The sequence below is a fragment of the Mycobacterium sp. genome, from assembly GCF_965230835.1.
Classification (GTDB): domain Bacteria; phylum Actinomycetota; class Actinomycetes; order Mycobacteriales; family Mycobacteriaceae; genus Mycobacterium.
In genome coordinates this window covers 103500-129092 of the sequence record NZ_CBDDLW010000002.1, presented here as the reverse complement: position 1 = coordinate 129092, position 25593 = coordinate 103500, and the positions used below count along the sequence as shown (strand labels likewise).

14 protein-coding genes are annotated in these 25593 nt (G+C 62.3%); 7 read left to right on the top strand and 7 right to left on the bottom strand.

The window, feature by feature from the left end; genetic code table 11:
• Positions 1 to 29: 29 nt before the first annotated feature.
• From ACO07W_RS01115 to ACO07W_RS01100, 4 genes are all read right to left on the bottom strand, one after another.
• Entirely contained in the window at positions 30 to 3512 is a 3483-nt protein-coding gene (locus tag ACO07W_RS01115) for an RND family transporter (RefSeq protein ID WP_421840155.1), read from the bottom strand.
• Positions 3513 to 4049: 537 nt separating this feature from the next.
• Positions 4050 to 5300 (bottom strand): glycosyltransferase, encoded by a 1251-nt coding sequence (locus ACO07W_RS01110; RefSeq protein ID WP_421840154.1) that lies wholly within the window; start codon positions 5298 to 5300, stop codon positions 4050 to 4052.
• Positions 5301 to 5404: 104 nt separating this feature from the next.
• Positions 5405 to 11749 (bottom strand): sulfolipid-1 biosynthesis phthioceranic/hydroxyphthioceranic acid synthase, encoded by a 6345-nt coding sequence (gene pks2, locus ACO07W_RS01105; RefSeq protein WP_421840153.1) that lies wholly within the window; start codon positions 11747 to 11749, stop codon positions 5405 to 5407.
• A 192-nt stretch (positions 11750 to 11941) separates the two neighbouring features.
• Complete coding sequence (locus tag ACO07W_RS01100) at positions 11942 to 13216, bottom strand: IS256 family transposase (protein WP_421840071.1); 1275 nt, start codon at positions 13214 to 13216, stop codon at positions 11942 to 11944.
• 1094 nt (positions 13217 to 14310) lie between these two features.
• On the opposite strand from ACO07W_RS01100, the gene ACO07W_RS01095 reads away from it, so the two are divergent.
• The 5 genes from ACO07W_RS01095 to ACO07W_RS01075 all read left to right on the top strand — a co-directional run bounded on the left by ACO07W_RS01095 (position 14311) and on the right by ACO07W_RS01075 (position 21447).
• The gene (locus ACO07W_RS01095; RefSeq protein WP_421845748.1) at positions 14311 to 15537 is read left to right on the top strand and encodes an IS110 family transposase; all 1227 of its coding nucleotides are present in this window, start codon (positions 14311 to 14313) and stop codon (positions 15535 to 15537) included.
• 401 nt (positions 15538 to 15938) lie between these two features.
• Positions 15939 to 17165 (top strand): IS110 family transposase, encoded by a 1227-nt coding sequence (locus ACO07W_RS01090; RefSeq protein ID WP_421845748.1) that lies wholly within the window; start codon positions 15939 to 15941, stop codon positions 17163 to 17165.
• A gap of 447 nt (positions 17166 to 17612) precedes the next feature.
• Positions 17613 to 18887, top strand: coding sequence for an IS256 family transposase (locus tag ACO07W_RS01085; protein WP_421845746.1), 1275 nt, complete (start codon positions 17613 to 17615; stop codon positions 18885 to 18887).
• A gap of 102 nt (positions 18888 to 18989) precedes the next feature.
• On the top strand, positions 18990 to 19886 hold the full coding sequence (locus tag ACO07W_RS01080; protein ID WP_421840152.1) for a universal stress protein: 897 nt from the start codon (positions 18990 to 18992) through the stop codon (positions 19884 to 19886).
• A 55-nt stretch (positions 19887 to 19941) separates the two neighbouring features.
• Complete coding sequence (locus ACO07W_RS01075; protein WP_421845745.1) at positions 19942 to 21447, top strand: AAA family ATPase; 1506 nt, start codon at positions 19942 to 19944, stop codon at positions 21445 to 21447.
• 22 nt (positions 21448 to 21469) lie between these two features.
• Here ACO07W_RS01075 and ACO07W_RS01070 read toward each other — a convergent pair whose 3' ends face one another.
• Positions 21470 to 21862 (bottom strand): hypothetical protein, encoded by a 393-nt coding sequence (locus ACO07W_RS01070; RefSeq protein WP_421840151.1) that lies wholly within the window; start codon positions 21860 to 21862, stop codon positions 21470 to 21472.
• Between the two features lie 118 nt (positions 21863 to 21980).
• Here ACO07W_RS01070 and ACO07W_RS01065 point away from each other — a divergent pair, with 118 nt between their 5' ends.
• Positions 21981 to 22712, top strand: a complete 732-nt coding sequence (locus tag ACO07W_RS01065; protein WP_421845744.1) for a DUF2652 domain-containing protein — start codon at positions 21981 to 21983, stop codon at positions 22710 to 22712.
• 101 nt (positions 22713 to 22813) lie between these two features.
• On the opposite strand, the gene ACO07W_RS01060 is transcribed toward ACO07W_RS01065, so the two are convergent.
• Together ACO07W_RS01060 and ACO07W_RS01055 are read right to left on the bottom strand one after the other, a co-directional pair.
• Entirely contained in the window at positions 22814 to 23719 is a 906-nt protein-coding gene (locus ACO07W_RS01060; protein ID WP_421840150.1) for a haloalkane dehalogenase, read from the bottom strand.
• Between the two features lie 120 nt (positions 23720 to 23839).
• Positions 23840 to 24472 carry a class I SAM-dependent DNA methyltransferase gene (locus ACO07W_RS01055; protein WP_421840149.1) on the bottom strand — a complete coding sequence of 211 codons (633 nt, stop codon included), beginning with the start codon at positions 24470 to 24472 and terminating at the stop codon, positions 23840 to 23842.
• 319 nt (positions 24473 to 24791) lie between these two features.
• Here ACO07W_RS01055 and ACO07W_RS01050 point away from each other — a divergent pair, with 319 nt between their 5' ends.
• On the top strand, positions 24792 to 25580 hold the full coding sequence (locus ACO07W_RS01050; protein ID WP_421840148.1) for an SDR family NAD(P)-dependent oxidoreductase: 789 nt from the start codon (positions 24792 to 24794) through the stop codon (positions 25578 to 25580).
• The last annotated feature ends 13 nt before the right edge of the window (positions 25581 to 25593 follow it).

Genomic DNA, 25593 nt, shown 5'->3' with positions numbered 1-25593 from the left:
TGGTCAAAAAGCAAGCAGCTCTTAGAAAATCAGCTGATCGCTGAATTGTTTGATATTGGCTTAAGGCCGCCGCTGTGGCGTTCGCTGTCGCCGTTGTCAGTGGGCGCGCAGCCTGGCAGATCGTTGGTTGGCAGCGTGGCGAGGCCAAACAGCGGCAGCGGGTGGCCGAGTAGATGATCGACTGGTTCGTTGCCGTTGCCGTTGCCGTTGCCGTTGCCGGTTTGCGCGCAATCGCGCAGATCATAGGCCGGCATGCTGGTGATTCCGAACAAGGGCAGTGAGTGCCCCGGCAGCAGGTCGATGTCGTGGACACCGTTGAGTTGACGTTGCGGCTTGTCGCTGGGAACGGGCTTGGCTTTGCTAGCAACGTGGTCCGTATTCGGGCCGGTGGCCCTTGGTGACGAGGCGACCGGGGGAGGTGCTTTGTGCCCAACGATACGTTTCGCCCGGTCTAGCAATACGTCGACTTTGTGTAGCTGCTGGCGTGGTTGAGGTTGCCGCACTGGTTGTTGTCCCAGCTGAGACGGCCACCAGTTGGCACGACCGATCAGTGCGGTCAAGGCTGGCACGGTCACCGTGCGCACCAGGAAGGTGTCTAGCACAATCCCGATTCCGATTGTGAAACCGGCCTGGGCCATAGTGTTGATGCTCGCCATTAATAGACCAAACATCGAAGCGGCGAAGATCAGTCCCGCCGATGTAATCACACCGCCGGTTGAGCCAACGGTGCGAATTACCCCGGTACGCACGCCATGCGGCGATTCGTCGCGGATTCTTGAGATGAGCAGCATGTTGTAATCAGCGCCGACTGCGACCAACAGTATGAACGATAAACCAGGCAGGCTCCAATGCATTTCCTGGCCCAAGATCAGTTGGAAGACAATGACACCGATTCCAAGGGCTGACAAATAGGAAATCAGCACTGAACCGATAAGGTAGAGGGGTGCGACGAGTGCGCGAAGCAGAATAGCCAGGATGAGAAACACAATGACGATCGTCGCGAAGACGATGTATAAGATATCGCTATTGTAGTAGTCGCGTGTGTCCCGGAGGCCGGTCGGAACTCCCAACAGATCTATCTTGGCGTCCGCCAATTCTGTGTTCGGCTGAGCAGACCTGGCGGTCTCTACAATCTCCTTGACCTGATCCATACCGTCAGTGGTGAATCCATTGAGCGCACTTTGTACGAGATATCGCGCTGCGTGCCCGTCGGGTGACAGGAAAATCTGGGCGCCTTTCTTGAATTCCTCCCTCGTCATGATCTCCGGAGGAATGTTGAAACCCGCCATCGAAGGTCGCTGCGCATCCTTCTTCATGCCGAGCAGGAAGTCGGAGGCCTGGTTGAGTCCCGAACCCATCCTTCTGGTCTGGTCGACCAACGCCTGCACGCCTTCGGCCAATGCTGCGCTGCCTTCGGCGAGGGCATTGGCTCCCTGCTGCATCTGAGACATCTTGGTCTCAAGGCCGTTGACCGCCCGCAAAGCGTTGACGGCTTGCTTCAGTTGCAGGTCGAGCGCGCGCACCGTCGTGCTGATCGTTTGGAATTCTCTTGTCTGCTGCAGGTTGCGAGCCAGCCCTGCGATCGAATCGAGGACTCCGTCGTTTTGTGCCTGCACCAACGCCCGCAACTCACCGCGCGACCTCCTGCAGGCGGGGTCTGCGTTGCAAACCGGGCTGGCGTCGAGGGCTTTCACCATCGGGTTGGCCCAGACAGCAGTCTGCTCGGCGTAAGCGATGGTTCCGCTCAGATCGTCGCCGAGCGCCCGCATGCGCCCCACCACATCAGCCGCGTTGTCGAGCTGATTGATCGTTTGGTCCCCGCCCATCAGGGCCTCCATGGCGCTCAGCGTGCTAACGAGGCCACTGACGCTGGAGACGGCGCCATTCACTTGGTCTCGGACCTCGGCCAGAGCGGTTGCCAATTGGTGGGCACCGCCGGTCAGCTGGTCGAGTTCACCTCCGTGGTCATCGATGGCGGTGGACACTTCGTTTAGTTTGCCGCCGATCTCACCCGCCTGAAACGAGATCTTGGTTTCTTTCAACGGCTCACCGTTGGGCCGGGTCAAGCCGCGCACCATCACGATGCCAGGCAGCTGGCTTATCCTGCGCGACATCATCTCGAGGTCGGCAAGAGCCGCTGGCGTACGCAGGTCACGGGGCGACTTGATGAACAGCGCCATAGGAGTCATCGAGTTCCTGGGGAAGTGGCGGTTCAAGGCGTCGTAGCCTTGGACGCTGTCGACGTCTTGCGGAACCGTCTTGAGGTCGTCGTAGTTGAATCGGATCAGGGCAGCGCTGCCGGCCAGGATGACGAGAACCACCAGACTGGCGACTAGGTGGATCTTGGGCCGGCGCACGATGCGTACTCCCGATCGCCGCCAGAACCGGGAAGTTAGGTCGCGTCGAGGTTTGATCCAACCACGTCGCCCGGTGAGTACCAGGATCGCGGGCAAGAAGGTTGTCGCGGCGAACAAAGACACCATGATCGAAACGGAAATTGCTGGGCCGACCGCAGAGAAAACTTCCAGCTTCGTGAATATCATCGCCAGGAACGTCACCGCAACTGTTGCCGCCGATGCGGCAATAACCTTGCCGATGGACAGCAACGCTTTCCGGACTGCCTGATCCGAACTTTCGCCGTGTCGAACGTAGTCGTGATAGCGGCTGATCAAAAAGACGGCATAGTCTGTTCCGGCGCCGATCATTACCGCAGTCATAAACACAATGCTCTGCATGTTCACGACCAGGCCGAATTCGGCGAGGGCGGACAAAACGCCCTGAGCGCTCACTACCGATATACCGATTGTTGTCAACGGTAAAAGGATGGTGACCAGATTTCTATAAACGATTATCAGAATGATCAGGACACTAAATATGGTGCAGACTTCGATCGTGTGTACGTCCGCCTCGCCAAGGGCCTGGAGGTCGGCTACGGTGGCTACGGGTCCGCTGAGGTTGGCGGTCAGCGAGGTTCCCGCAACGGTCTGTCTGACGATATTGCCTACGCGTATGAACGCCGCCTGAGTCTCGGGCGCCGGCGCGTCGCCGGGGAACTGGATCGGTAGGTTCCAGGCTTTCTTGTCTTTGCTTTCCAAGACCTCGCGCATGGCTGGTGTGCTGAGAAAGTCCTGAACAGACATCTTGTCCTGCGTGTCTTTGTGCAGGTTGTCGACTAGCTTGCGGTAGACGTCCTCATCGGCTGGCCCGAGCCCCTTCTCATTGGTCAAGATGACCATCAGGAGCGAGCCGCCTCCTGTTTGACCAAACGCCTCGCCCATCTCTCGTGTGGTGACCATTGTTGGGGCTTCGTCTGGTAGCGGCTTTTGTTCGCGCTGTGCAGCCTGTGCTTGCAGCGGCGGAAGCGCGAGCGTCAGGGCAGCGGCCAGCGCGATCCAGCACCCGACAACCAAAAGTGGCCATCGGACGACGAACTCGCCGACCCGGTCGAAGACCCCCCCGGGCTTGGCTTCGTCATGTGAGGCCGTCTGCCGTGCCACTCGATAACCGTACAAGCCGGCTCAATGCTCGCGTGGGGAAATCACAATTCCGCGGCTAACCGTGATGTTGCCGTTACTTTACTAAAGAACCGCTTTTGCTGCGCGATGAATTTCCTGGTCAGAGGCTTTTTCGACTGTCTATTGAAAGAGGTAGGTCCTCGGTCCGGGCGGCAACGTCCGGGCGTCCAATCGTTTACTGGGCGGTTCCAAACGTGCATGCACGTGCTGATCCGGGTCGGTTTCTTGAGGCGAGGTGACCGGCTGGGTAATCGCGCGGTTGTCTTCCAGCTCGGCTTGGGGCAGGACGGGACTCAACAAGCAACGTGCGGCCCCACTGTTCGCAACCGGTGGGCTTGCGCGGGTGCCGACGCCGGGCCCTGGGGCGATGACATCGCGCCCCAACGTTCTGGTCTAGTGAAACCCAGTCTGTCGACGTCGTCGAGGAGTCAGCCGATGGCTATGGCCACCTCCATGCTCGCCAGGTGGTTTCGGTTGCAGACAGGCCTCCCCGTGGTTGCGAGTGAGCTGCGGTGCTCAGCCAACGGTGCTGCGTCACACACCTTGGTGCGCGCGCTTCTCCAGTAAATCGGCGGCGGCGGCAACGGCGGCTGCCGGTTGGGCCATTCGAGTGGAGATTTGGCGGGCGCGGGCGACATATTCTGGGGAAAGAATGGAGCGCAACTCTGTGAGCAGCGACTTTGCGGTTATACGTGCGAAACGTCTGGCAGAGCCAACTTTCAGCCGTTGGACCGCACCCGCCCAGATGGGTTGGTCGGCCACATCCCAGAGAATCAAGGTGGGCATTCCGGCTCGCAGGCCCGCCGCAGTGGTGCCCGCGCCGCCGTGATGGACAACCGCGCGACAAGTAGGCAGGATAGCCGAGTAGTCAAGCAAACCAACGAGTTTCACATGATCAGAATCTGGAATGCTCGTTGTTTCGTCGGCGGCAGCGTAGATCAAGGCTCGTTCGCCTAGCTCCGCGCACACCGACGTGATCATCTCGACGGTGTCGCGGGGAGATTGGACTGGCGTGCTGCCAAACCCGAAGTAGATCGGTGGTTTGCCAGCGGCGATCCACGATTCGAGTTCCCTGTTAGGTTCGGTGTGCAGTTCCATGGTCAGCGCCCCGACAAACGGGCGCTGACCGTTCCACTCGGCCGCCAGGCCTGGAAACAAAACCGGGTCATAGGCCTGGATCTCGACGGATTCACATTCGACCATCCGCTGCGCCGCCGATGCTGTCGCCGCTGGTAAACCGAGTTCGTGCCGTTGCGTGCGATCGGCTTCCTTGCTGACGTATGAGTACAGGCGCCAAGACATCTTCATCGTCGCGCGCATCAAAAGTTGCGATGTCGGTATCGAAGGAATTGCGATTTGGCCGTTTACTCGCACTGGGAAGTGATGTATTGCGGCGAGCGGAATATCGTAGTATTCAGCGACATTCGCGACAACGCCATGGTATGTCTGGCCTGTCATCAACAGGTTGGCGTCGTCGGCTAATGCGGTCAGAGTGTGGCCCATTTCCGCCCAGCCTTCAACAAAAAGCTCCCTGCCCGCACGAACAAGATTGAGAGGGTTCTGCGCTTTGGTGAGGTTGCGGACGAAGGCGGCGACCGCGTCTATCTGTTCGCCGGAGTCTGGCCCATAGGCGACGGCAGTTAGGCCTGCGGACTCGACGAAGCCAACCAGATTGGGCGGCACCGCCATTCGGACTTCGTGCCCACGACGCTGCAACTCGACGCCAACCGTTGCGCAGGGCTCGACATCGCCACGAGTCCCGTGGACTGCCAGGACAAATCTCATCGGCACTTCATGGGTAGCGGCCCAGTCTCTCAATTTCCGGGAACGCAGCCGAGATTGATACCGTTCTCGGCTGTCTTTCACCTCTCATCGCAGGCGCCGCGGCCTCAGGCGTGTGCCGCCGCATCCTCATCGGGAGCTAGCTTTTCGTACAAAAGATCCGCCAAACTCCGCGCGGTGGTGTTGATGTTGGTTGCGGTGATGCGTATCCCAGATTCGGCTTCGAGATGCGTACGGAGTTCCTGGCTGCTTAGTGAGTCGAGGCCATACTCGGTCAGCAGACGGTCGGCATCAATGGTGCGACGCAAAATCAGACCGACTTGCTCAAGCACCATCCGTCGGATGCGAGTGGGCCACTCCTCGATCGGCAACTCGTTCAGCTCAGAAAGGAATTTACTCGTGCCCGAACGGTTTCCGCCGGCCGGCTGGAAGATTTGCGCGAACGGACTGCGCTGGGCAAAGGCTGTCAGCCATGGTGATTCGATAACCGGGGCGTAGCCGGTGAAACCGCGGTCGTGGCGCAGCAGCGCTTGGAACGCGTAGTCGCCTTCATCGGCGGTGATCGCTGTGTCGCGCCAGTAAGCGAAGGCGGTGCCTTCCCCGCCGAGCGCCAGGCTGTGACTGTTCTCGGCTTGGATCGCTGCTGCGCGACCGACGTCGGCCCACAATGCCCACGCGATCGAGGTGGCCGGTAGACCCTGGTTTCGGCGCCACAGAGCGAAGGCGTCCAGCCAGCTGTTGGCCGCCGCGTAGGCTCCCTGGCCCGGCGAGCCCAGCAGAGCGACTGCTGACGAGAACAAGCAGAACCAATCCAGGGGTTCAGCAATAGTGGCTTGGTGTAAGTTCCACGCACCGTAGACTTTCGGAGCCCAGTTGCGTTCTAGCAGCTCCTCGGTCATGGTGGCCACCATGGCGTTCTCGAAGACCGCGCCGGCGTGCAATACTCCACGCACCGGTAACCCACTGCAGGTAGCCACTCTCACCAAACGCTCAGCCGTGTCGGCCTCGGCTATGTCCCCGCACTCAACCGCGATGTCTGCGCCCATTGCCCGGATGAGTTCGATCGTCTCCAGCGCTTTGGCGGTTGGCTGGGAACGGGAGGTAAGCACAATACGGCCGCAGCCCGCCGCGGCCATCTTTTCGGCGAGAAATAGCCCGAGGCCACCGAGACCACCGGTGACGATGTAGGAACCGTCGTGCCGGAAAACCCGGGCCCGCTCGGGCAGCACCACGACGTTGCTGTGTCCGGCGTGTGGGACGTTGAGCACGAGCTTGCCTGTGTGTTCTGCGGCGCTCATCGCCCGGACAGCAGTCGCAGCGTCGCGAAGTGGGTAGTCGGTGGTTTCCAGTAGCGGCAGCTTGCCCTCCGCGACAAGCCGATACAGGTTCTCCAGCAGATCGCCAATCCGTTGAGGCCGGCTCTCTGCCATCAGCGCCAGATCGAGATAGTGGAAGGTGAGGTTGCGTCGGAACGGGAGCAGCCCGAGCCGGGTGTTGCGATAGACGTCTTGTTTGCCGATCTCCACGAACCGCCCACCGATGGAGAGCAGCTCAAGGCCGGCGCGTTGCGCCGGGCCGGGCAGCGAGTTGAGCACGATGTCGACGCCGTAGCCGTCGGTGTCGCGGCGGATCTGTTCGGCGAAGTCGATGCTGCGGGAGTCGTAGACGTGTTCGATTCCCATGTCGCGGAGCATTTGTCGGCGTTTCTCGCTGCCGGCGGTGGCGAAGATTTCGGCTTCGGCGGCGCGGGCGATCGCGATCGCGGCCTGTCCCACCCCTCCGGTGGCGGAGTGAATCAGCACGCGATCGCCTGCGGTGATCCTGGCCTGGTCGTGCAGCCCGTACCAGGCTGCGGTATAGGCGGTACTGATCGCGGCCGCCTGGTTGTCAGTTAGCCCCGGCGGCAACGTGGCGGCCAGGCGGGCATCACAGGTGACATACGTGGCCCAGCAACCGTTCTGGGAGAATCCGCCGACGCGGTCGCCGACCCGATGATCGGTGACGTCGGGCCCGACCGCGGTCACCACGCCAGCGAAATCCATTCCCAGTTGTGGCACTTGATTGTCGATGTCGGGATACCGGCCGAACGCGATGAGTACGTCGGCGAAGTTGATGCTGGACGCGGTGACTGCGACCTCGATCTCGCCGGGGCCTGGCGGGGTGCGGTCGAACGAGGTGAATTCCATCGACTGCAGGTCGCCGGGAGTGCGGATCTGCAGGCGCATGCCCTCACGTGCGTGATCCACCACCGCGGTACGACGCTCCTCGGGGCATAGCGGGCTGGGGCTTAGCCGGGCTGTGTACCACTGGTCGCTGCGCCAGGCAGTCTCATCTTCTTGCGACCCAGAGAACAGAAGTTGGCGTGCAACCGGTTCGGCGCAGGATTGTCCGTCGACGTCGATGTAGGTCGCATGTAGATGTGGGTGTTCGGCGCTGATCACTCGCAGCAGTCCGCGCAGTCCGCCTTGCTCGAGGTTGGCGTTGTCGTCGGGTAGCACCGTTTGAGCGTTTCTGGTCACGACATACAAACGCGGCACCTCACCCAACGCTTCCGGGAGCTCGCGGGCGATGCGCAGCACATGTTGTACATATTCAAGACCGTGGACACTCGACTGCTGGTCTGGCTTGTTGTTTTTGGGTGCGGTGAGTACGACTACGCCGGTGAATGCGCCGGCTTCAAGCTGGTCGTGTAGTTGTTTGGCTTGGGCCGCGTGGTCGGCGTGGTTTGGCCAGGACATGGTCGTGCATTGGGCGCCATGCAGTTTGAGCGCATCGGTGAGTTCTGTGGTGAGGATGTCGGCTGCATCGGAGGTGCTGATCAGCAGCCAGGCGCCAGGATCGTCGTGGTTGTCTTCGGGTAGTTCGCGGTGCTGCCAGTCGATGGTCAGCAACCGTTCGTTGAGCACGCGTTCGCGCTCGCTGCTTTGTGAAGCGCCGGTGCCGATCTGTAGGCCGCGTACGGCCAGCAAGACGGTGCCGTGTTCGTCTAGGACGTCGAGGTCTGCTTCCACTCCTGAACTGCACGCGGTCACCGTCGTGTGGCAGTAGCGGGCGTTGCGAGCTGGGCCGTAGCTGCGCAGTCTGCGGATTCTGAGCGGTAATAGCCGCCCTCCGTTGTCGGCGTTGCGGATGCTGGGGTGTGCGGCTACCGACTGGAAGCATGCATCCAGCAGAGCCGGGTGCACGCCGTAGGCGCCCTGTTGTGACCGGATCGAGCCAGGCACGCTAACTTCGGCCAGCACCGAGTCGCCGGGTCCTTCGGTGGTGTGTGCGGCGGCCAGACCTGCGAAGGCCGGACCAAATCGACGACGACCCTGTTGGTCCATCCACTGACGAAGGTCATCGCCATCCACCTGGCGCGGATGGCACGCGAGTAGGTCGGCTATGTTCTGCGTGGCTGGGAGGTTCTCGTCGTCGGCGGCGTGCAGCACAGCCGATGCCTGTCGGGAGCGTTCGCCGTCCTGGCTGGTTTCCACCGTGAATGGGGCGACACCGGGTGCTTCTACTGTTGCGGTGACGCCGATCGGAGTTTTGTCGTCGAGGAGCAGCATCTTCTCGAAGCGGACGTCGCGGACTTCGGACCTCTCGCCGAGAACCGCTCGCGCCGCGGCCAACGCCATCTCACAGTGGACTGCGGCCGGGAGAACCGTCGCATCACGTATTTGGTGGTCGCCCAACCACGGGTGCGCTTCGGTACCGACATCGCCCTGCCAAGCGTGGCGCTCCGGCTCCTCCTCCAATCGAACGTGCGCACCCATCAACGGGTGCGCCGAAACCGTACAGCTACCGTGTGCCCGGGACTCGCCGCCGCCGCGGGACAGGAGCAGCCGGCGTTGAGTCCAGCTGGGCAGTGGCGCGTCGACGAGGTGTCCGTTGGGGTAGAGCGTGGAGAAGTCGATGGCGGCGCCTGCGGCGTGTAGGTCGCCCACGAGTTTGCGCAGCCCGTGTGGCAGTGGCTGGTCGCGTCGCATGCCGGCCAGAGCCGCCACGGACGTGTCGAGGCTGTGCGCGGTTTGATCGACGGCGTGGGTTAGCAGTGGGTGTGGGGACAGTTCGGTGAAGACGCGGAAGCCGTCTTCGAGTGCGGCTTGCACTGCTGCGGCGAAGCGCACCGTGTGACGCAGGTTGTCTACCCAGTAGCCGGCGTCGCAGTAGGGCTCCTCGCGGGGGTCGAACGAGGTCGCCGAGTAGTAGGCGACGTCGGGTTCTTGGGGGGTGATGTCGGCCAGGATCTCCTCGAGTTCATCGAGGATCGGGTCGACCTGTGGCGAGTGCGATGCCACGTCGACGGCCACCTCGCGGGCCATCACGTCACGCTCTTCCCAGGCGGCGACGAGGTCGTGCACGGTCTGGGTTGCTCCACCGATGACGGTGGATTGCGGTGAGGCCACCACCGCCACCACCGCATCGTTGACCCCACGCGATACCAGTTCTGTAATCACTTGCTGGGCGGGTAGTTCCACCGATGCCATTGCTCCGCAACCGGCGATACGGGTCATCAGTTTCGAGCGGCGGCAGATGACACGCACCCCGTCGTGAAGCGACAGCGCTCCGGCGACTACGGCTGCGGCGGACTCGCCCAGGGAGTGACCGATGACCGCGCCGGGTGTGACGCCGTGTGCTTTCATCGTGGCGGCCAGTGAGACTTGCATGGCGAACAGGGTGGGTTGCACCCGGTCGATGCCGGTGACGACCTCGGCGGCGGTCATTGCTTCGGTTACCGAGAATCCGGATTCGGCGGCGATCAGTGGTTCGATGCTGGCTACTGTTGCGGCGAAGACCGGCTCGTTGGCCAGCAGGTCAGCGCCCATGGCTGCCCACTGTGAGCCTTGTCCGGAGAATATCCATACCGGGCCCCGGTCGTCTTGGCCGACTGCGGGTGGGTAGGGGATTTCGTCAGTGGCGACGTCACGCAGGGCCTCGGTTAGCTCGGCTGTGGTGCTGGCCAGCACGGTTGTTCGGACCGGCCGGTGTCCACGTCGGCGGGTGAGCGTGTAGGCCAGATCCGATGCCGCCAGGTCTGGGCCCTGGGCGTGTACCCAGTCGGCAAGGCGGCCGGCGGTTTGGCGCAGGCCGTCCTCTGAACTCGACGACAGCGGGAACAGCAGTGCGTCGCTGATAGCGGTGGTGGTTTGGGTGGCAGCGGTTGTTGCGGGTTCGGGGGCTTGTTCGACGATGGCATGCACGTTGGTGCCCGAGAAGCCATAGGACGATACCGCGGCGCGGCGGGGGGCGTGCTGACTGTTTTTGGGCCACGGTGTGTTTTCCTGTGGCACAAACAGTTCGGTGTCGATTTGGGCGAGTTCGTCGGGCAGGCTGGTGAAGTGCAGATTCTGCGGAACCACGCCGTGTTGCAGGGCCAGGACCGTTTTCATTAGCCCCAATGCGCCTGCGGCTGACTGGGTGTGGCCGAAATTGGTTTTCACCGACCCGAGGGCGCAGGGGCCGTTGCTGCCATAGACCTCGGCCAGGCTGGAGTATTCAATGGGATCCCCCACCGGCGTGCCCGGGCCGTGGGCTTCGACCATGCCGACGGTGTCTGGGTCCACGTCGGCGGCAGCTAACGCGGCGTGATAGGCCGCTGTTTGCGCCTCGGCTGACGGTGTCACGATGTTGACGGTGTGGCCGTCCTGGTTGGCGGCTGTGCCGCGCACGACCGCCAGGATCCGGTCACCGTCGGCCAGGGCGTCCGGCAACCTCTTCAGCAACAGCATGACAGCGCCCTCGCCAGGCACGAAGCCATCCGCGGCGACATCGAACGCATGACAGCGACCGCTGGCAGACAGCATTCCTATGGCTGAACCTGACGAGCCTTTGCGCGGCTCGAACATTACCGAGGCGCCACCGGCGAGCGTAATGTCGCTTTCGCCGTCATGCAGGCTGCGGCAGGCTAGATGAACAGCGGCCAGGCCGGACGAACAGGCGGTGTCAACTGTCATTGCCGGACCTTGCAGTCCCATTGTGTAGGCGATACGCCCCGACCCCATGGCGAAGCTGTTGCCCATGTATCCGTAGGGGCCCTCCAGCGCCTCGGAATCGGCGTGCACGAACTGATAGTCGTCATGCATCAACCCCACGAACACGCCCGTCTGCAGACGGGCCAGCGTGTCACGGGTTAGACCACTATGCTCCATGGCCTCCCAAGAGGCCTCCAGCAGCAAGCGGTGCTGCGGATCCATCGCTGTCGCTTCTCTTTCGGTGATGCCGAAGAACTCGGGATCAAAGTCGGCGACGTTGTCCAGGAACGAGCCCCACCGACAAACCGACCGGCCAGGCACACCAGGTTCGGGATCGTAATACTCGTCTACGTCCCAGCGGTTCGGCGGAACCTCGGTGACCAGATCGTCGCCGCGCAGCAACGCCTGCCACAACAGGTCGGGGGAGTCGATGCCCCCCGGCAGCCGACACGCCATACCAATGACGGCAACCGGCGTAGCACCTGTCTTATCCACGGTCGTTCACCTTTCGCTACCCGTGCTCTTAGTTCCTATCAGTGGATTTGCGTTCGCATCGACGATTCGGGGAAGCCGTTCCAAACGGATCCGGTTGTCAGGCGTCATCGCTGCGTAGCGCGTGATCGACGCCCTTGGGTGGCGTCTTAGGACTGGTGTAAAAACGCTGGGCGCATGTTCCTGGTGGTCATGTTACGCGGCGGTGGTGTCGGTCGTGGTTGTTGTGGTGGGGGGATGCAGTGGGCGGGGTGGCTCGAGCAGTTGGTGGCGTAGTTCTTGGAGGTGGCGGCTGGTCGCTGATGTTTGGGTGACTCCGCGCCAGCCGCGGCTGGCGCGGTCGAGGACGGCCCATACCAGCGACAGACAGCTGGTTTCGCCGGGTAGGCGGCCGATGACCTTGACCCGGCGACGGGATTCTCCGAAGGTGCGTTCGATGAGGTTGGAATGGCGGATGCGTGTCCAGTGTTGGCGGGGGAAGCGCAAATGCACGCTCAGCGAGGCGAAGTCGTTGGCCAGGCAAGCGACCGCGGCTGGGTAGAGCCCGCGGTATGTGGTGGTGAACTCCTCGGCGCGGCGGGTGGCTTCATCCACGGCCTGCTGGCCGGGTGGCTGGTCAATGTCATCGAAGATCGACCAGAACGCGGCTTTGATCTCGTCCTGGACCGCGACAGGTGTCTTGGCGATGACGTTACGGCAGCGATGGATCAGACACCGCTGACGCAGGCTTGCCGGAAACGTGGTCTCCCATGCGGCGATCAGGCCCGGCGCCCCGTCGGAGATGCCCAGTAGCGGCGGGCGTAGTCCCCGGTTCCTCAGGTCAGCCAAGAAGTCGGCCCACGCATCAGCCGACTCCGCTGCGGCTGGGGCCAGCCCAATAAACAGGGGCTTGCCGTCGGTGCAGATGCCCCAGGCGGCCAGCACCGGCTCGGCCGGGGCGTTGGGATGCATCCGAAAGTTCGAGGCATCCAAGAACAGGTAGTCCAACACCAGCTCATCAAGGCGTCGAGACGACCACGCAGCGAACTCGTCTTTGATGGCCGCACAAATCCGGCTCACCGTCGAGCGCGACAACGCCGCCTGCGAGCCCAGCACCTCGGCCAACGCGGCCTCGATGTCGCGATCCGACAAACCGCGCACCCATCCCGAAATCACCAACGCCTCCAGAGCGTGGGTGCGCGTCACCCCGGCACCGAATAGCCGCGAACAGAACCGCTCGTCGGTGTCGCGTAGTTTCGGGCGGCATAATTCGACCGAGCCCATCGTGGTCTTCACCGTCGCCGGCGGTTGATACCCATTGCGGTACCCGCCCGGGCCGTCCTGAACCCGACGCTGGTGACGGGCTCGGCCCAACACTGCTTCTACCTCGGCCTCCACGGCGACCTGAAACACCAGACGCACCGATAACCGCCCGACCTCCTCCAAAATCTCGGTCAACGGCCGCTCGGTCGCGGCGAACAACTGATCCATCTCAACACGCACACGCTCAATCGGCGATACTCGCTTGGTCACGGGCGTAGCCCCTCCTTCATAGCTTTCGTCGGTTGCGACGGAACCTACGCCCGTGACCATTTACACCAGCGATGAGACGCGACCCTTTCGTCGGTTGCGACGGAACCTACGCCCGTGACCATTTACACCAGCGATGAGACGCGACCCGCCCTTGCGGCGTCGAAACCAACTCTGTAGTTAGTGAAGTGATCAGCAGCGTAATCGTTTGCCGCCTCGCATGTGGAAAAATCGTGCGAACGTACCATAAGTTTGCTGCGGATAGCGCGGGGGTGGCGCTGAGGCCCTTTCGCAAAGACATGCTTCGTTGGGCTTACCTGTTGATTCCACGACGCGCGGTCGTTGGCTCTCGACCCACCCCAGATGAGGATCCTATCCATGCATCGCGCTGAGACGCTATAGCGCGAGCCAGGGTGACGGACCAGATGGCCAAGCATGCCGCCGGACCGAATCAAACCTGACAGCGCATATTTTGGGCGGTGCTCGTGGAATGGTGATTCGCCGTACGACGGCGCAGAAGCCGTGATCCGCTCGCTATTCGTCACGATCTGCCACCGTTTGTTGTTCAATCCAGAGCTGAGGAGTACTTGTAGGGGTTGAGGCCGCCGCGCGCACACCCGCCCGGCAATTGCCAGACTATGAATCAATGGTGCGCGCCGCCGGCTTTGCGCTAGCCAGGTTTGCGGCCTAATCGTTTAGTAGGGATTGGTTACCGGTCCGGGTGTTGGTGACCGGGGCCTGTTTCTTGCGGGATCTGCCGTCAGGTGACGTCTGGTGTTCCCGTCGTTCGACGACTTGAGAAAGAGCGGCGCGTCTGGCGGCAGGTCTTGTCGGGTTGGTGGTGAGATTCCGTTGCCCGAGCCCGTCGCAGGGGTGACTTCCTGATGGTTGTTCTCGAGCCTTGAGCTCTTCGACAGAACGAAGTCCTGCGATGTGCTGGAGTCACGGACGGCTAGTGAGATGACGGACCTTGGAGTCCCGCGATTAGGGCGCCGCGTGAGTCCACCGGTAACGGCGCAACCATCCACCGACGAAAAAGTGAGGACGTCTTGGGCTTGTTTTGTGGAATCGACTGGGCTACTGAGCATCACGATGTTGCTGTGGTTGATGACGACGGGAGGGTGGTAGCCCGTGCACGGCTGGGCAATGATGCGGCCGGGTTCGCGCAGCTGTTGACGTTGCTGGCTGAGGCCGGTGACAGTGCCGCTGATCCGATACCAGTGGGGATGGAAACTGATCGTGGCCTGTGGGTGGCGGCGCTGCGAGAAACTGGCCGGGTGATTTATCCGATCAACCCGTTGGCGGCTTCGCGGTATCGGGCACGGTATGCGGTGTCGGGGGCCAAATCCGATGGTGCCGACGCGGTGCTGCTGGCCAATATTGTGCGCACCGACCCCGGCGCGCACCGCCCATTGCCCGCCGACACCGAGTTGGCCCAGGCGATCCGGGTGCTGGCCCGCGCTCAGCAAGACGCGGTATGGGCACGTCAACACATCGGCAACCAGATTCGCGATGTGCTCAAAGATTTCTACCCGGCGGCCATCACCGCGTTCGCCGACCTGCCCGAGGGCGGGCTGGCTCGTCGAGATGCGCGCACCATCTTGGCTGCTGCACCAACCCCCACCCAGGCGACCAAGCTGACCCCGGCCCGACTGCGCCGACTGCTGGCCAAGGCCGGCCGCCGCCGCCATCTCGACCGTGACATCGAACGGTTGCGGGAGGTGTTCACCGACACCTACCTGCACCAACCACCGGTCGTGGAGAACGCGATGGGTATCCAATTGGCAGGGCTGCTGGGTCAGTTCGAGGCTGCCTGCACCACTGCTGCTGATCTCGCCGAGGCGGCAACCGCCCATTTTGAGCAGCACCCGGACTCCACGATCATCACCAGCTTCCCCGGACTGGGGAACCTGGCCGGTGCCCGGGTACTCGCCGAGATCGGTGATGACCGCGCCCGCTTCACCGACGCCCGCGGACTGAAAGCATTCGCCGGAGCCGCGCCGATCACCCGCGCCAGCGGCAAGAAAACCCTCGTGTTGCACCGCCATATCAAGAACCGGCGCCTGGCCGCCGTGGGTCCCATCTGGGCTTTGGCATCGCTGCGCGCCTCGCCGGGCGCCCGTCGCCACTACGACACCCGCCGCGCCGCAGGAGACTGGAACCACCAAGCCCAACGACATCTGTTCAACAAATTCCTCGGCCAACTCCACCACTGCCTGCAAACCGGCCAGCACTACACCGAACATCTAGCCTTTCCACCTCCTCCCTCGCTCGTGGCTTGACTTTTAACTTCGTGAGGTGAGATGTCTTTCTTTCTAATCGTTTAGTAGGGATTGGTTACCGGTCCGGGTGTTGGTGACCGGGGCCTGTTTCTTGCGGGATCTGCCGTCAGGTGACGTCTGGTGTTCCCGTCGTTCGACGACTTGAGAAAGAGCGGCGCGTCTGGCGGCAGGTCTTGTCGGGTTGGTGGTGAGATTCCGTTGCCCGAGCCCGTCGCAGGGGTGACTTCCTGATGGTTGTTCTCGAGCCTTGAGCTCTTCGACAGAACGAAGTCCTGCGATGTGCTGGAGTCACGGACGGCTAGTGAGATGACGGACCTTGGAGTCCCGCGATTAGGGCGCCGCGTGAGTCCACCGGTAACGGCGCAACCATCCACCGACGAAAAAGTGAGGACGTCTTGGGCTTGTTTTGTGGAATCGACTGGGCTACTGAGCATCACGATGTTGCTGTGGTTGATGACGACGGGAGGGTGGTAGCCCGTGCACGGCTGGGCAATGATGCGGCCGGGTTCGCGCAGCTGTTGACGTTGCTGGCTGAGGCCGGTGACAGTGCCGCTGATCCGATACCAGTGGGGATGGAAACTGATCGTGGCCTGTGGGTGGCGGCGCTGCGAGAAACTGGCCGGGTGATTTATCCGATCAACCCGTTGGCGGCTTCGCGGTATCGGGCACGGTATGCGGTGTCGGGGGCCAAATCCGATGGTGCCGACGCGGTGCTGCTGGCCAATATTGTGCGCACCGACCCCGGCGCGCACCGCCCATTGCCCGCCGACACCGAGTTGGCCCAGGCGATCCGGGTGCTGGCCCGCGCTCAGCAAGACGCGGTATGGGCACGTCAACACATCGGCAACCAGATTCGCGATGTGCTCAAAGATTTCTACCCGGCGGCCATCACCGCGTTCGCCGACCTGCCCGAGGGCGGGCTGGCTCGTCGAGATGCGCGCACCATCTTGGCTGCTGCACCAACCCCCACCCAGGCGACCAAGCTGACCCCGGCCCGACTGCGCCGACTGCTGGCCAAGGCCGGCCGCCGCCGCCATCTCGACCGTGACATCGAACGGTTGCGGGAGGTGTTCACCGACACCTACCTGCACCAACCACCGGTCGTGGAGAACGCGATGGGTATCCAATTGGCAGGGCTGCTGGGTCAGTTCGAGGCTGCCTGCACCACTGCTGCTGATCTCGCCGAGGCGGCAACCGCCCATTTTGAGCAGCACCCGGACTCCACGATCATCACCAGCTTCCCCGGACTGGGGAACCTGGCCGGTGCCCGGGTACTCGCCGAGATCGGTGATGACCGCGCCCGCTTCACCGACGCCCGCGGACTGAAAGCATTCGCCGGAGCCGCGCCGATCACCCGCGCCAGCGGCAAGAAAACCCTCGTGTTGCACCGCCATATCAAGAACCGGCGCCTGGCCGCCGTGGGTCCCATCTGGGCTTTGGCATCGCTGCGCGCCTCGCCGGGCGCCCGTCGCCACTACGACACCCGCCGCGCCGCAGGAGACTGGAACCACCAAGCCCAACGACATCTGTTCAACAAATTCCTCGGCCAACTCCACCACTGCCTGCAAACCGGCCAGCACTACACCGAACATCTAGCCTTTCCACCTCCTCCCTCGCTCGTGGCTTGACTTTTAACTTCGTGAGATGTCTTCCTAAGGTCGATCGTGTAGCACATTTTCAGGCGGCACCAGGGCCATTAGTCCTTGGGTGCGAGGGTTTAGCAAAGTTATTGGCGGCGCATCGCGTCATGACGTCGTCTACTGGGGTCAGCGGGAAAGCGATCTTGATAGTGGCCGAGGCCTTCGGTCGGCGGTGGCAAATGACAGCCTCCGCGGCAGCCTCCCGCGCTTGATTCTCGGTGCGCGGGCGTGTTCCGAGCAATCCTGTCCGGTTGAGTGAAGGTCTGACGTCTATGTGTTTGAGGACTAAAGCCCCACGATTGGAGGCAGGGTCGCGTCTCATCGCTGGTGTAAATGGTCACGGGCGTAGGTTCCGTCGCAACCGACGAAAGCTATGAAGGAGGGGCTACGCCCGTGACCAAGCGAGTATCGCCGATTGAGCGTGTGCGTGTTGAGATGGATCAGTTGTTCGCCGCGACCGAGCGGCCGTTGACCGAGATTTTGGAGGAGGTCGGGCGGTTATCGGTGCGTCTGGTGTTTCAGGTCGCCGTGGAGGCCGAGGTAGAAGCAGTGTTGGGCCGAGCCCGTCACCAGCGTCGGGTTCAGGACGGCCCGGGCGGGTACCGCAATGGGTATCAACCGCCGGCGACGGTGAAGACCACGATGGGCTCGGTCGAATTATGCCGCCCGAAACTACGCGACACCGACGAGTGGTTCTGTTCGCGGCTATTCGGTGCCGGGGTGACGCGCACCCACGCTCTGGAGGCGTTGGTGATTTCGGGATGGGTGCGCGGTTTGTCGGATCGCGACATCGAGGCCGCGTTGGCCGAGGTGCTGGGCTCGCAGGCGGCGTTGTCGCGCTCGACGGTGAGCCGGATTTGTGCGGCCATCAAAGACGAGTTCGCTGCGTGGTCGTCTCGACGCCTTGATGAGCTGGTGTTGGACTACCTGTTCTTGGATGCCTCGAACTTTCGGATGCATCCCAACGCCCCGGCCGAGCCGGTGCTGGCCGCCTGGGGCATCTGCACCGACGGCAAGCCCCTGTTTATTGGGCTGGCCCCAGCCGCAGCGGAGTCGGCTGATGCGTGGGCCGGCTTCTTGGCTGACCTGAGGAACCGGGGACTACGCCCGCCGCTACTGGGCATCTCCGACGGGGCGCCGGGCCTGATCGCCGCATGGGAGACCACGTTTCCGGCAAGCCTGCGTCAGCGGTGTCTGATCCATCGCTGCCGTAACGTCATCGCCAAGACACCTGTCGCGGTCCAGGACGAGATCAAAGCCGCGTTCTGGTCGATCTTCGATGACATTGACCAGCCACCCGGCCAGCAGGCCGTGGATGAAGCCACCCGCCGCGCCGAGGAGTTCACCACCACATACCGCGGGCTCTACCCAGCCGCGGTCGCTTGCCTGGCCAACGACTTCGCCTCGCTGAGCGTGCATTTGCGCTTCCCCCGCCAACACTGGACACGCATCCGCCATTCCAACCTCATCGAACGCACCTTCGGAGAATCCCGTCGCCGGGTCAAGGTCATCGGCCGCCTACCCGGCGAAACCAGCTGTCTGTCGCTGGTATGGGCCGTCCTCGACCGCGCCAGCCGCGGCTGGCGCGGAGTCACCCAAACATCAGCGACCAGCCGCCACCTCCAAGAACTACGCCACCAACTGCTCGAGCCACCCCGCCCACTGCATCCCCCCACCACAACAACCACGACCGACACCACCGCCGCGTAACATGACCACCAGGAACATGCGCCCAGCGTTTTTACACCAGTCCTAAGACGCCACCGGAGGCAGCCGATTGGATAGTGTTTTCGGTGATGGAGGGAGAACGAGATGAGTGGACCCGTGAAAGGACGCGGCATTGTCGTCGGCGTCGATGGATCGGCTGCATCTAATGCCGCGGTCTGTTGGTCGGCGCGTGATGCAGCCATGCGGAATATCCCATTGACCTTGGTTCATATGGTTCACTCGACGGTGCCGGCGTGGCCCGAGATGCCGATTTCAGGTGGAATCGCGGTGTGGCAAGAAGAGGATGGGCGCCAGGTTCTCGAACACGCGGCCAAGATCGCCGAAGATGTTGTGAAGACCGGACGGAAGATTGCTATCAAGACCGAGCTGCGGTGTTCGCCTCCGGTGCCGACGCTGGTTGAACTTTCCGAAGACGCCGAGATGATAGTCGTTGGCAGTTATGGGCGCGGAGCGGTCGCCCGGGTTTTGCTGGGTTCGGTTAGCTCTGCTGTGGTGCGGCGGGCGAGCTGCCCTGTCGCAGTCATTCGGGAGGACGATTCGCCCCAGCCGCACGCGGCTCATCCGGAACGAGCTCCCGTGCTGTTGGGTATTGATGGCTCGCCGGTCTCGGAGCTTGCGACGGCGATTGCGTTCGATGAAGCGTCGCGTCGGGGGGCTGAGCTCAGAGCAGTCCACGCGTGGAGTGATATTGAGGCGGTCGAAATCCCGGGCTTGGACTGGCCGACGGTGAAGGCGGAAGCGGAGCGGATTCTGGCTGAACGTCTCGCAGGCTGGCAGGAGCGCTACCCCGATGTTCGGGTGCATCGCCTTGTTGTGTTCGCCGGCCCGGCGCGCCAGTTGGTTAAACAGTCAGAATCTGCCCAGCTGGTCGTTCTTGGCAGTCACGGTCGAGGCGGCTTCGCTGGCATGCTGCTGGGCTCGGTCAGTAACGCGCTCATTCACTCGCTGCGCACGCCGGTTATCGTGGCGCGTCCTGTCTAAGAGCGAATGGCGAAATGTTCAACGTACCAACGTGTCTAACGCGATAGAGGGGGAAATTTCTATCGACAGGAACGCCGAGTCGGCGTCGACGGACGTCGTTCCTTGCTTCGATGTGCACGAAACCCATACCGGGGTAGTGTTCCTTGCCGGCGATCGCGTGTTCAAGGCCAAGAAGCCGGTATTGACTGACTTTCTTGATTTCCGCACCACCGAGCAGCGTGAACGCGCGTGCGTCCGGGAGGTCGAGCTGAACAGCCGACTGTCCGCGCGCAGCTATCTTGGAGTCGCGCATCTCAGCGACCCCACCGGAGGAGCTAGCGAACCTGTGGTCGTCATGCGCCGATATCGTGACCATGATCGGTTGGCATCGTTGGTTGCGCGCGGCCAGTCCGATGCATCCGTGCATGGTGTGCTGGACGCTATCGCCGATGTATTGGCCAAATTTCACAAGCGTGCCGACCGAAGTCCGAGGATCAGCGCCCAGGGCGAAGTCGGCGCGATCGATTCACGCTGGCGCGAGAATCTATCGGAGCTTAGCCGCAAAGTAGGCGTGCCGGGTTCTGAGGTGTCTTCCGAGTTGATCGAGCGGGTCCGGCATTTGGCAGCCGAGTTCCTTTCGGGGCGGGCGCAGGTTTTCACTCGCCGGATCGAGGAAGGCTGCATTGTCGACGGCCATGCTGATCTGCTCGCCGACGACATCTTTTTTGCAGACGGAGAACCTGCGCTGCTCGACTGTTTGGAATTCGATGACGAACTTCGATACGTCGACCGCATCGACGACGCGGCCTTCCTGGCCATGGATTTGGAATTCTTGGGCCGTAAAGACCTCGGTGACTATTTCCTCGATCGCTATGCTGCGTACTCGGCTGATACGGCGCCGCATTCGCTACGGGACTTCTACATTGCCTATCGCGCGGTGGTTCGGGCGAAAGTCGACTACGTGCGGCTTTCGCAGGGTAAATCGGAGTCTGCGGCTGATGCAGCCCGGCATCTGAATATTGCTGCGCGGCACCTCGAGTATGGGGCAATTCGGCTGGCGCTCGTCGGAGGAAATCCCGGCACTGGCAAGTCGACGCTAGCGCGTGCTCTCGCCGAAAAAGTTGGAGCGCAGGTCATCTCAACTGATGACGTGCGTCGGGAACTCAAGGAGTTAGGCGCCATCGCTGGAGAACCAGGTGTTCTGGATACTGGGCTCTACAGTCTGGAAAACGTCACAAAGGTTTACCAAGCAGCGTTGCGCCGAGCGGACTTATCTTTGCGCAGTGGGAATTCGGTTATTCTCGATGGTACCTGGCAAGATCCGCAGCTTCGTGCGCACGCTCGTCGTATTGCGAGTGAAACGAACTCGGCCGTAATGGAACTCATATGTTCGGCGAGGGCCGAGATGGCCAGCGAAAGAATCGAGACACGGGCTGCGGGTAACTCTGAGGCTACTCCTGAAATCGCTACGGCCCTAGCTTCTCGACAGAATGCTTGGGACAAAGCGTACCGAATAGACACGTCGCAGCCACTGGAGGTTTCGGTGCAGAAGGCGCTTGATGTCTGGCATCGAGCGATCTGATGCGTTTGGCCGCTCGATCCGACTAGCTGTGGCGCCTGATTCTGAGCGCGGAAGTGATCATCGGGACCTGTAGCGGTAACCGGGCCACGGCGAGCATGCGCATCGGCCAGGGTTTGCGCCACCACAACCGGCACATGTTGAGGTTGGCGGGGAAGACGGCCACGAACAGCGCAACAGCCGCCGATGCGCCGAGTCGGCGGGCGCTTGGCACAAGTAGCAATGCTCCGATCGATACTTCGGCGAGTCCCGACGCGTAGGTATACCAGCGCGGGTTCCCGGGCAGCTCGGCCGGGACGATGTCGTCGAACGGTTTCGGCGCCAAGAAGTGGGCGGTACCCACGCCGATCAAAAGAGCTGCGATTCGGTATGCGGCAGTCTGGTTGGCGTCACGGTGAATGGGTGCTGCGGTGGTCATGCACATATTGTGCACTCGTCGATGGCCATGCACTGGATCTCAGCGTTGTGGGCACCGACGTAGGTCGCCGCACCGCTGCGACGTCCTTGGAAAATCACAGCACTAGACTGCTCAGTTGATGGCCATCCGGCGTGCCGTTCTTCTTATTGCCGATATCGGCGGCTACACGCGTTACATGCGTTGGAATCGTTTGCACCTGGCCCACGCCCAGCAGACGGTCGCCGGGCTGCTTGAGGCGGTAATCGATGCCGGAAAAGGTCTGAAGCTGGCGAAGCTGGAGGGTGACGCGGCGTTTTTCTGGGCGCCGGATGGCAACGCCGAAGTAATCGTGCGTGAACGGCTTCCGATGATCCGTCGGTCGTTTCTGGCCCGGCGCGAAGCAATGAAAATTGAGCACCCTTGTGACTGTGAAAGTTGTGTCCAGCGTGACCAGCTTTCACTGAAGTTCGTTGTCCACCAGGGAGACGTGGCTGAGCAGAAGGTGAAACGTCGCGTCGAGCTGGCCGGCGTCGATGTCATCCTCGTACACCGCATGCTGAAGAACGAGGTGCCGGTTTTGGAATACGTGCTGATGACCGAAGCTGTGGCAAAGGATCTCGGCGAGCCGCTGCGCCTTCTGTTGACACCGCTGGCTCATGACTTTGAAGGTATCGGACCAACTGCCACCGCTTACCTCGACTTCGCGACGTCCGAAGTGCTACCGACAGCGCCAGAAAGAGGCTTTTGTGGCAGCTTGGCGGCGAAGCTGAAGTTCGAGTTGGGCGCTTTGCCGTTCGCGCTGGGCATCAAGAAACCTGGTGCCGGCTTCCGTAGTCTGGGCCGTCGTGTCGGCGACGAGCCGCCACCATAGCCAGACCGGCCACAGCTCGGCTAGCCCGCCGAACTGTGACGAGTCGTTCTTGGGTTGTCGGCGTGGCGTCCGGCCGAGCCTTTGGTAGTGCCAGATGCGATTCAGTTCATGGTCTGTTGCCAAGAGAGAATTCGTTGGGCTAGTTCTGGTCCGCTGTCCTCTTGGATGAAGTGGCTGGCCTTGATGCGGGCGTGTGGTTGGCCCGCGGCGCCGGGTATGTGCTCGATCAAAGGGCGGTCTGCTTTCCCGAGGATGGGATCGCGATAGCCGAAGATGGCAAGAAACGGCTTCTCCCATTTGCCCAGGGCCTCCCAGGCAGCCCGGTTGGCCGGAATGGCGGGATCGTTGGGTGAGGTGGGCACCAATTGCGGGAATATGCGAAATCCGGCCTTGTAGGTCTTGTCAGGGAAAGGTGCATCGTAACCAGCCCGCACATCGGCGGGAACTTTGTGCACGGTGCCGAAGTTGACCAAGCGACCGGCAGGTAGCACGGGGGAGTATCGGGCGAAAGCGCGCCACGCGTAGAAGGCGGGTGGAGTGCGTTGTCGCGCGGTGGGAAGGAAACCGTTCGCGACCACCAAGCGCGCGATCCGGTCACTCAGCTCGGCGGCGATGCGGAGACCGATCAGCGATCCCCAGTCCTGTACGAACAGCGTGACGTTGTTAAGGTCGAGGCTTTCGAACCATGACGTCACCCACTCGACGTGACGCAGGTAGCTGTAGTCCTCCACTCGGGTGGGCTTGTCGGAGCGGCCGAAGCCGATCAGATCCGGCGCCAGTACGCGGCTGCCGGCGTCAACGAGCGGTGGGATCATCGTGCGGTACAGATAGCTCCAGGTGGGCTCGCCATGCAGCAGCACGATCGGCGCGGCGTCAGACGGGCCTTCGTCGAGGTAATGCATCCGTAGTGGTTGGGTGTCGCTGGCCGCCACATCAACGTACCGCGCCGTGAACGGGTAGCCCACGAGGTTGTCGAAGCGGGCTTCTGGGGTTCTCAGGATATCCATGATGTGCTCCTCGGGTCGCTAGCGTGGCGGAGTTCTCGGCGTCACCGCAAGCCTGCCTTTGCGGCGTGGCTACGTCCAGTACCGGCTGAGCCGAGGGCAGCATCGGGTGGTAGCCGCGGCCTAGCAAAGTCGGGCGCACCAGATCGTAGTATGGCCGCAAGTCGGATCTGCCACCACGTGTGCAGTCACCACGAAGCCGTGGTCGTGCAGCAGGGAACGGTATTCGCTGCCGCTGAGGCTGGCGTGGTAGAGAGCTTCACCCTGGTAGGTGCCGACTCGCTCGCCCGCAGACGGGCCGCTGGTGAACAGCAGGGCAGCCCCCGGTGCGGCGTGGCGCGCGAAGAGCGGGAACATTCGACGTTGGTCAGCCCTAGACAGGTGGAAGAGGCTGTTCCAGGCGATAATTCCGGCGAACTTGCGGTTGAGGGCGAGCGCGCGCATGTCGGCAACGTGCCATTCGTGTTCTGGGAATTTATCCGCACACATGATGATCATCGCGCTCGATGCGTCGACCCCGGTGACCTGGCAGCACCGTTCGATGAGGTGGCTGGCAATCGGCGTGCCGGTTCCGCACCCAATGTCCAGCACGCTGGGTCGATCATCGGGAAGCAGCGCCAGAAACCGATCCAGCCAAGCCTTTTCAACCAGGCGCTCACCACGATCACGAGACCAGGCGCTGGCGTGCCGGTGATAGATATCGATGACCCTATCCGCGGCGGCTGACGTCGCTACGTCGGACGCTTCAGGATGCATCTCACGATACTGCCGCCGCTGTGGTCCATTCGCTCATTCGGGGTGGATCAACAACGTTTTAGCGTGTTCGCGGAGAACGGGGTTACCGCCGGATAGGAGATCTCGTGGTAGAAGTTGACCTGGGCGAACAATCATCGCACTTGTGCGGCAGGCCGTCGGTCGGTTGGCCGAGCCAACGAGCCTGGGCTGGCTCTCTGGTTCTGGCAGGCTGTGCTACGGCAGCGGAGAATTAAGGTCAAGTACGAGGTGAGCTTGTCGCAGACCGGAACATAGCAGGTGCGCAGCATTTCGGGTCTGACCAGTTGGAAGGAAAGCGTTTATGAACAGCGCTGACCGTGCCCGCTCCCGCACGTTCATCGTGACCGGCGCAGCATCTGGTATCGGTCTGGCCACCGCCCAGCGCCTGCTTGCCGAAGGCGGCACGGTGGTCGGCGCCGACGTGCACCCTCCGCCGGACCTCGGTTCACGGTTTACATTCGTCACGGCCGACGTGACCGACGAAACCGCGGTCGGCACGGTGCTAGCCGCCGTGCCAGACCGTCTCGACGGGGTGGTGCACTCAGCTGGGGTGGCCGGCGGTGGCCCAGTCCATCTGCTAGACAAAGCCGGATGGGATCAGGTGATCAACATCAACCTCACCGGAACCTTCGTGGTGGCGAAAGCAGCTCTAGCCAGAATGATCGAACAACCGCGGGTTGACGGCGAGCGCGGTTCGATTGTGACTCTCGCCAGCATTGAGGGTCTCGAAGGCACAGCGGGCGGTAGTTCTTACAATGCCGCTAAGGGCGGCGTTGTGCTGTTGACCAAGAACATCGCGCTCGACTACGGGCCGAGCGGCATCCGAGCAAACGCGATCTGCCCCGGTTTCATTGGCACGCCGATGACCGATAGCGTCTTCAGAATGGCGGCTATGGAGGCTCCGGCGGCTTCGATCACCAAGGAGCATGCTTTGCAGAGGCTGGGCCGGCCCGAGGAGGTCGCAGCCATGGCGGCGTTTCTGCTCTCGCCGGACGCTTCCTTCGTTACTGGTCAAGCCATCGGCGTTGACGGCGGCTATACGGCAGGCCGTGACCATGGGGTTGTGGCGCTTTTCGGCTTCCCGCTGTGATGGTCTACGGCCG

Bases quoted from the DNA above. Each gene is read 5' to 3' on its own strand.
- ACO07W_RS01110 (WP_421840154.1), bottom strand. From the start codon at position 5,300: ATGAGATTTGTCCTGGCAGTCCACGGGACTCGTGGCGATGTCGAGCCC.
- ACO07W_RS01100 (WP_421840071.1), bottom strand. From the start codon at position 13,216: ATGGATCAGTTGTTCGCCGCGACCGAGCGGCCGTTGACCGAGATTTTG.
- ACO07W_RS01085 (WP_421845746.1), top strand. From the start codon at position 17,613: ATGGATCAGTTGTTCGCCGCGACCGAGCGGCCGTTGACCGAGATTTTG.
- ACO07W_RS01080 (WP_421840152.1), top strand. From the start codon at position 18,990: ATGAGTGGACCCGTGAAAGGACGCGGCATTGTCGTCGGCGTCGATGGA.
- ACO07W_RS01070 (WP_421840151.1), bottom strand. From the start codon at position 21,862: ATGACCACCGCAGCACCCATTCACCGTGACGCCAACCAGACTGCCGCA.
- ACO07W_RS01065 (WP_421845744.1), top strand. From the start codon at position 21,981: ATGGCCATCCGGCGTGCCGTTCTTCTTATTGCCGATATCGGCGGCTAC.
- ACO07W_RS01060 (WP_421840150.1), bottom strand. From the start codon at position 23,719: ATGGATATCCTGAGAACCCCAGAAGCCCGCTTCGACAACCTCGTGGGC.
- ACO07W_RS01055 (WP_421840149.1), bottom strand. From the start codon at position 24,472: ATGCATCCTGAAGCGTCCGACGTAGCGACGTCAGCCGCCGCGGATAGG.
- ACO07W_RS01050 (WP_421840148.1), top strand. From the start codon at position 24,792: ATGAACAGCGCTGACCGTGCCCGCTCCCGCACGTTCATCGTGACCGGC.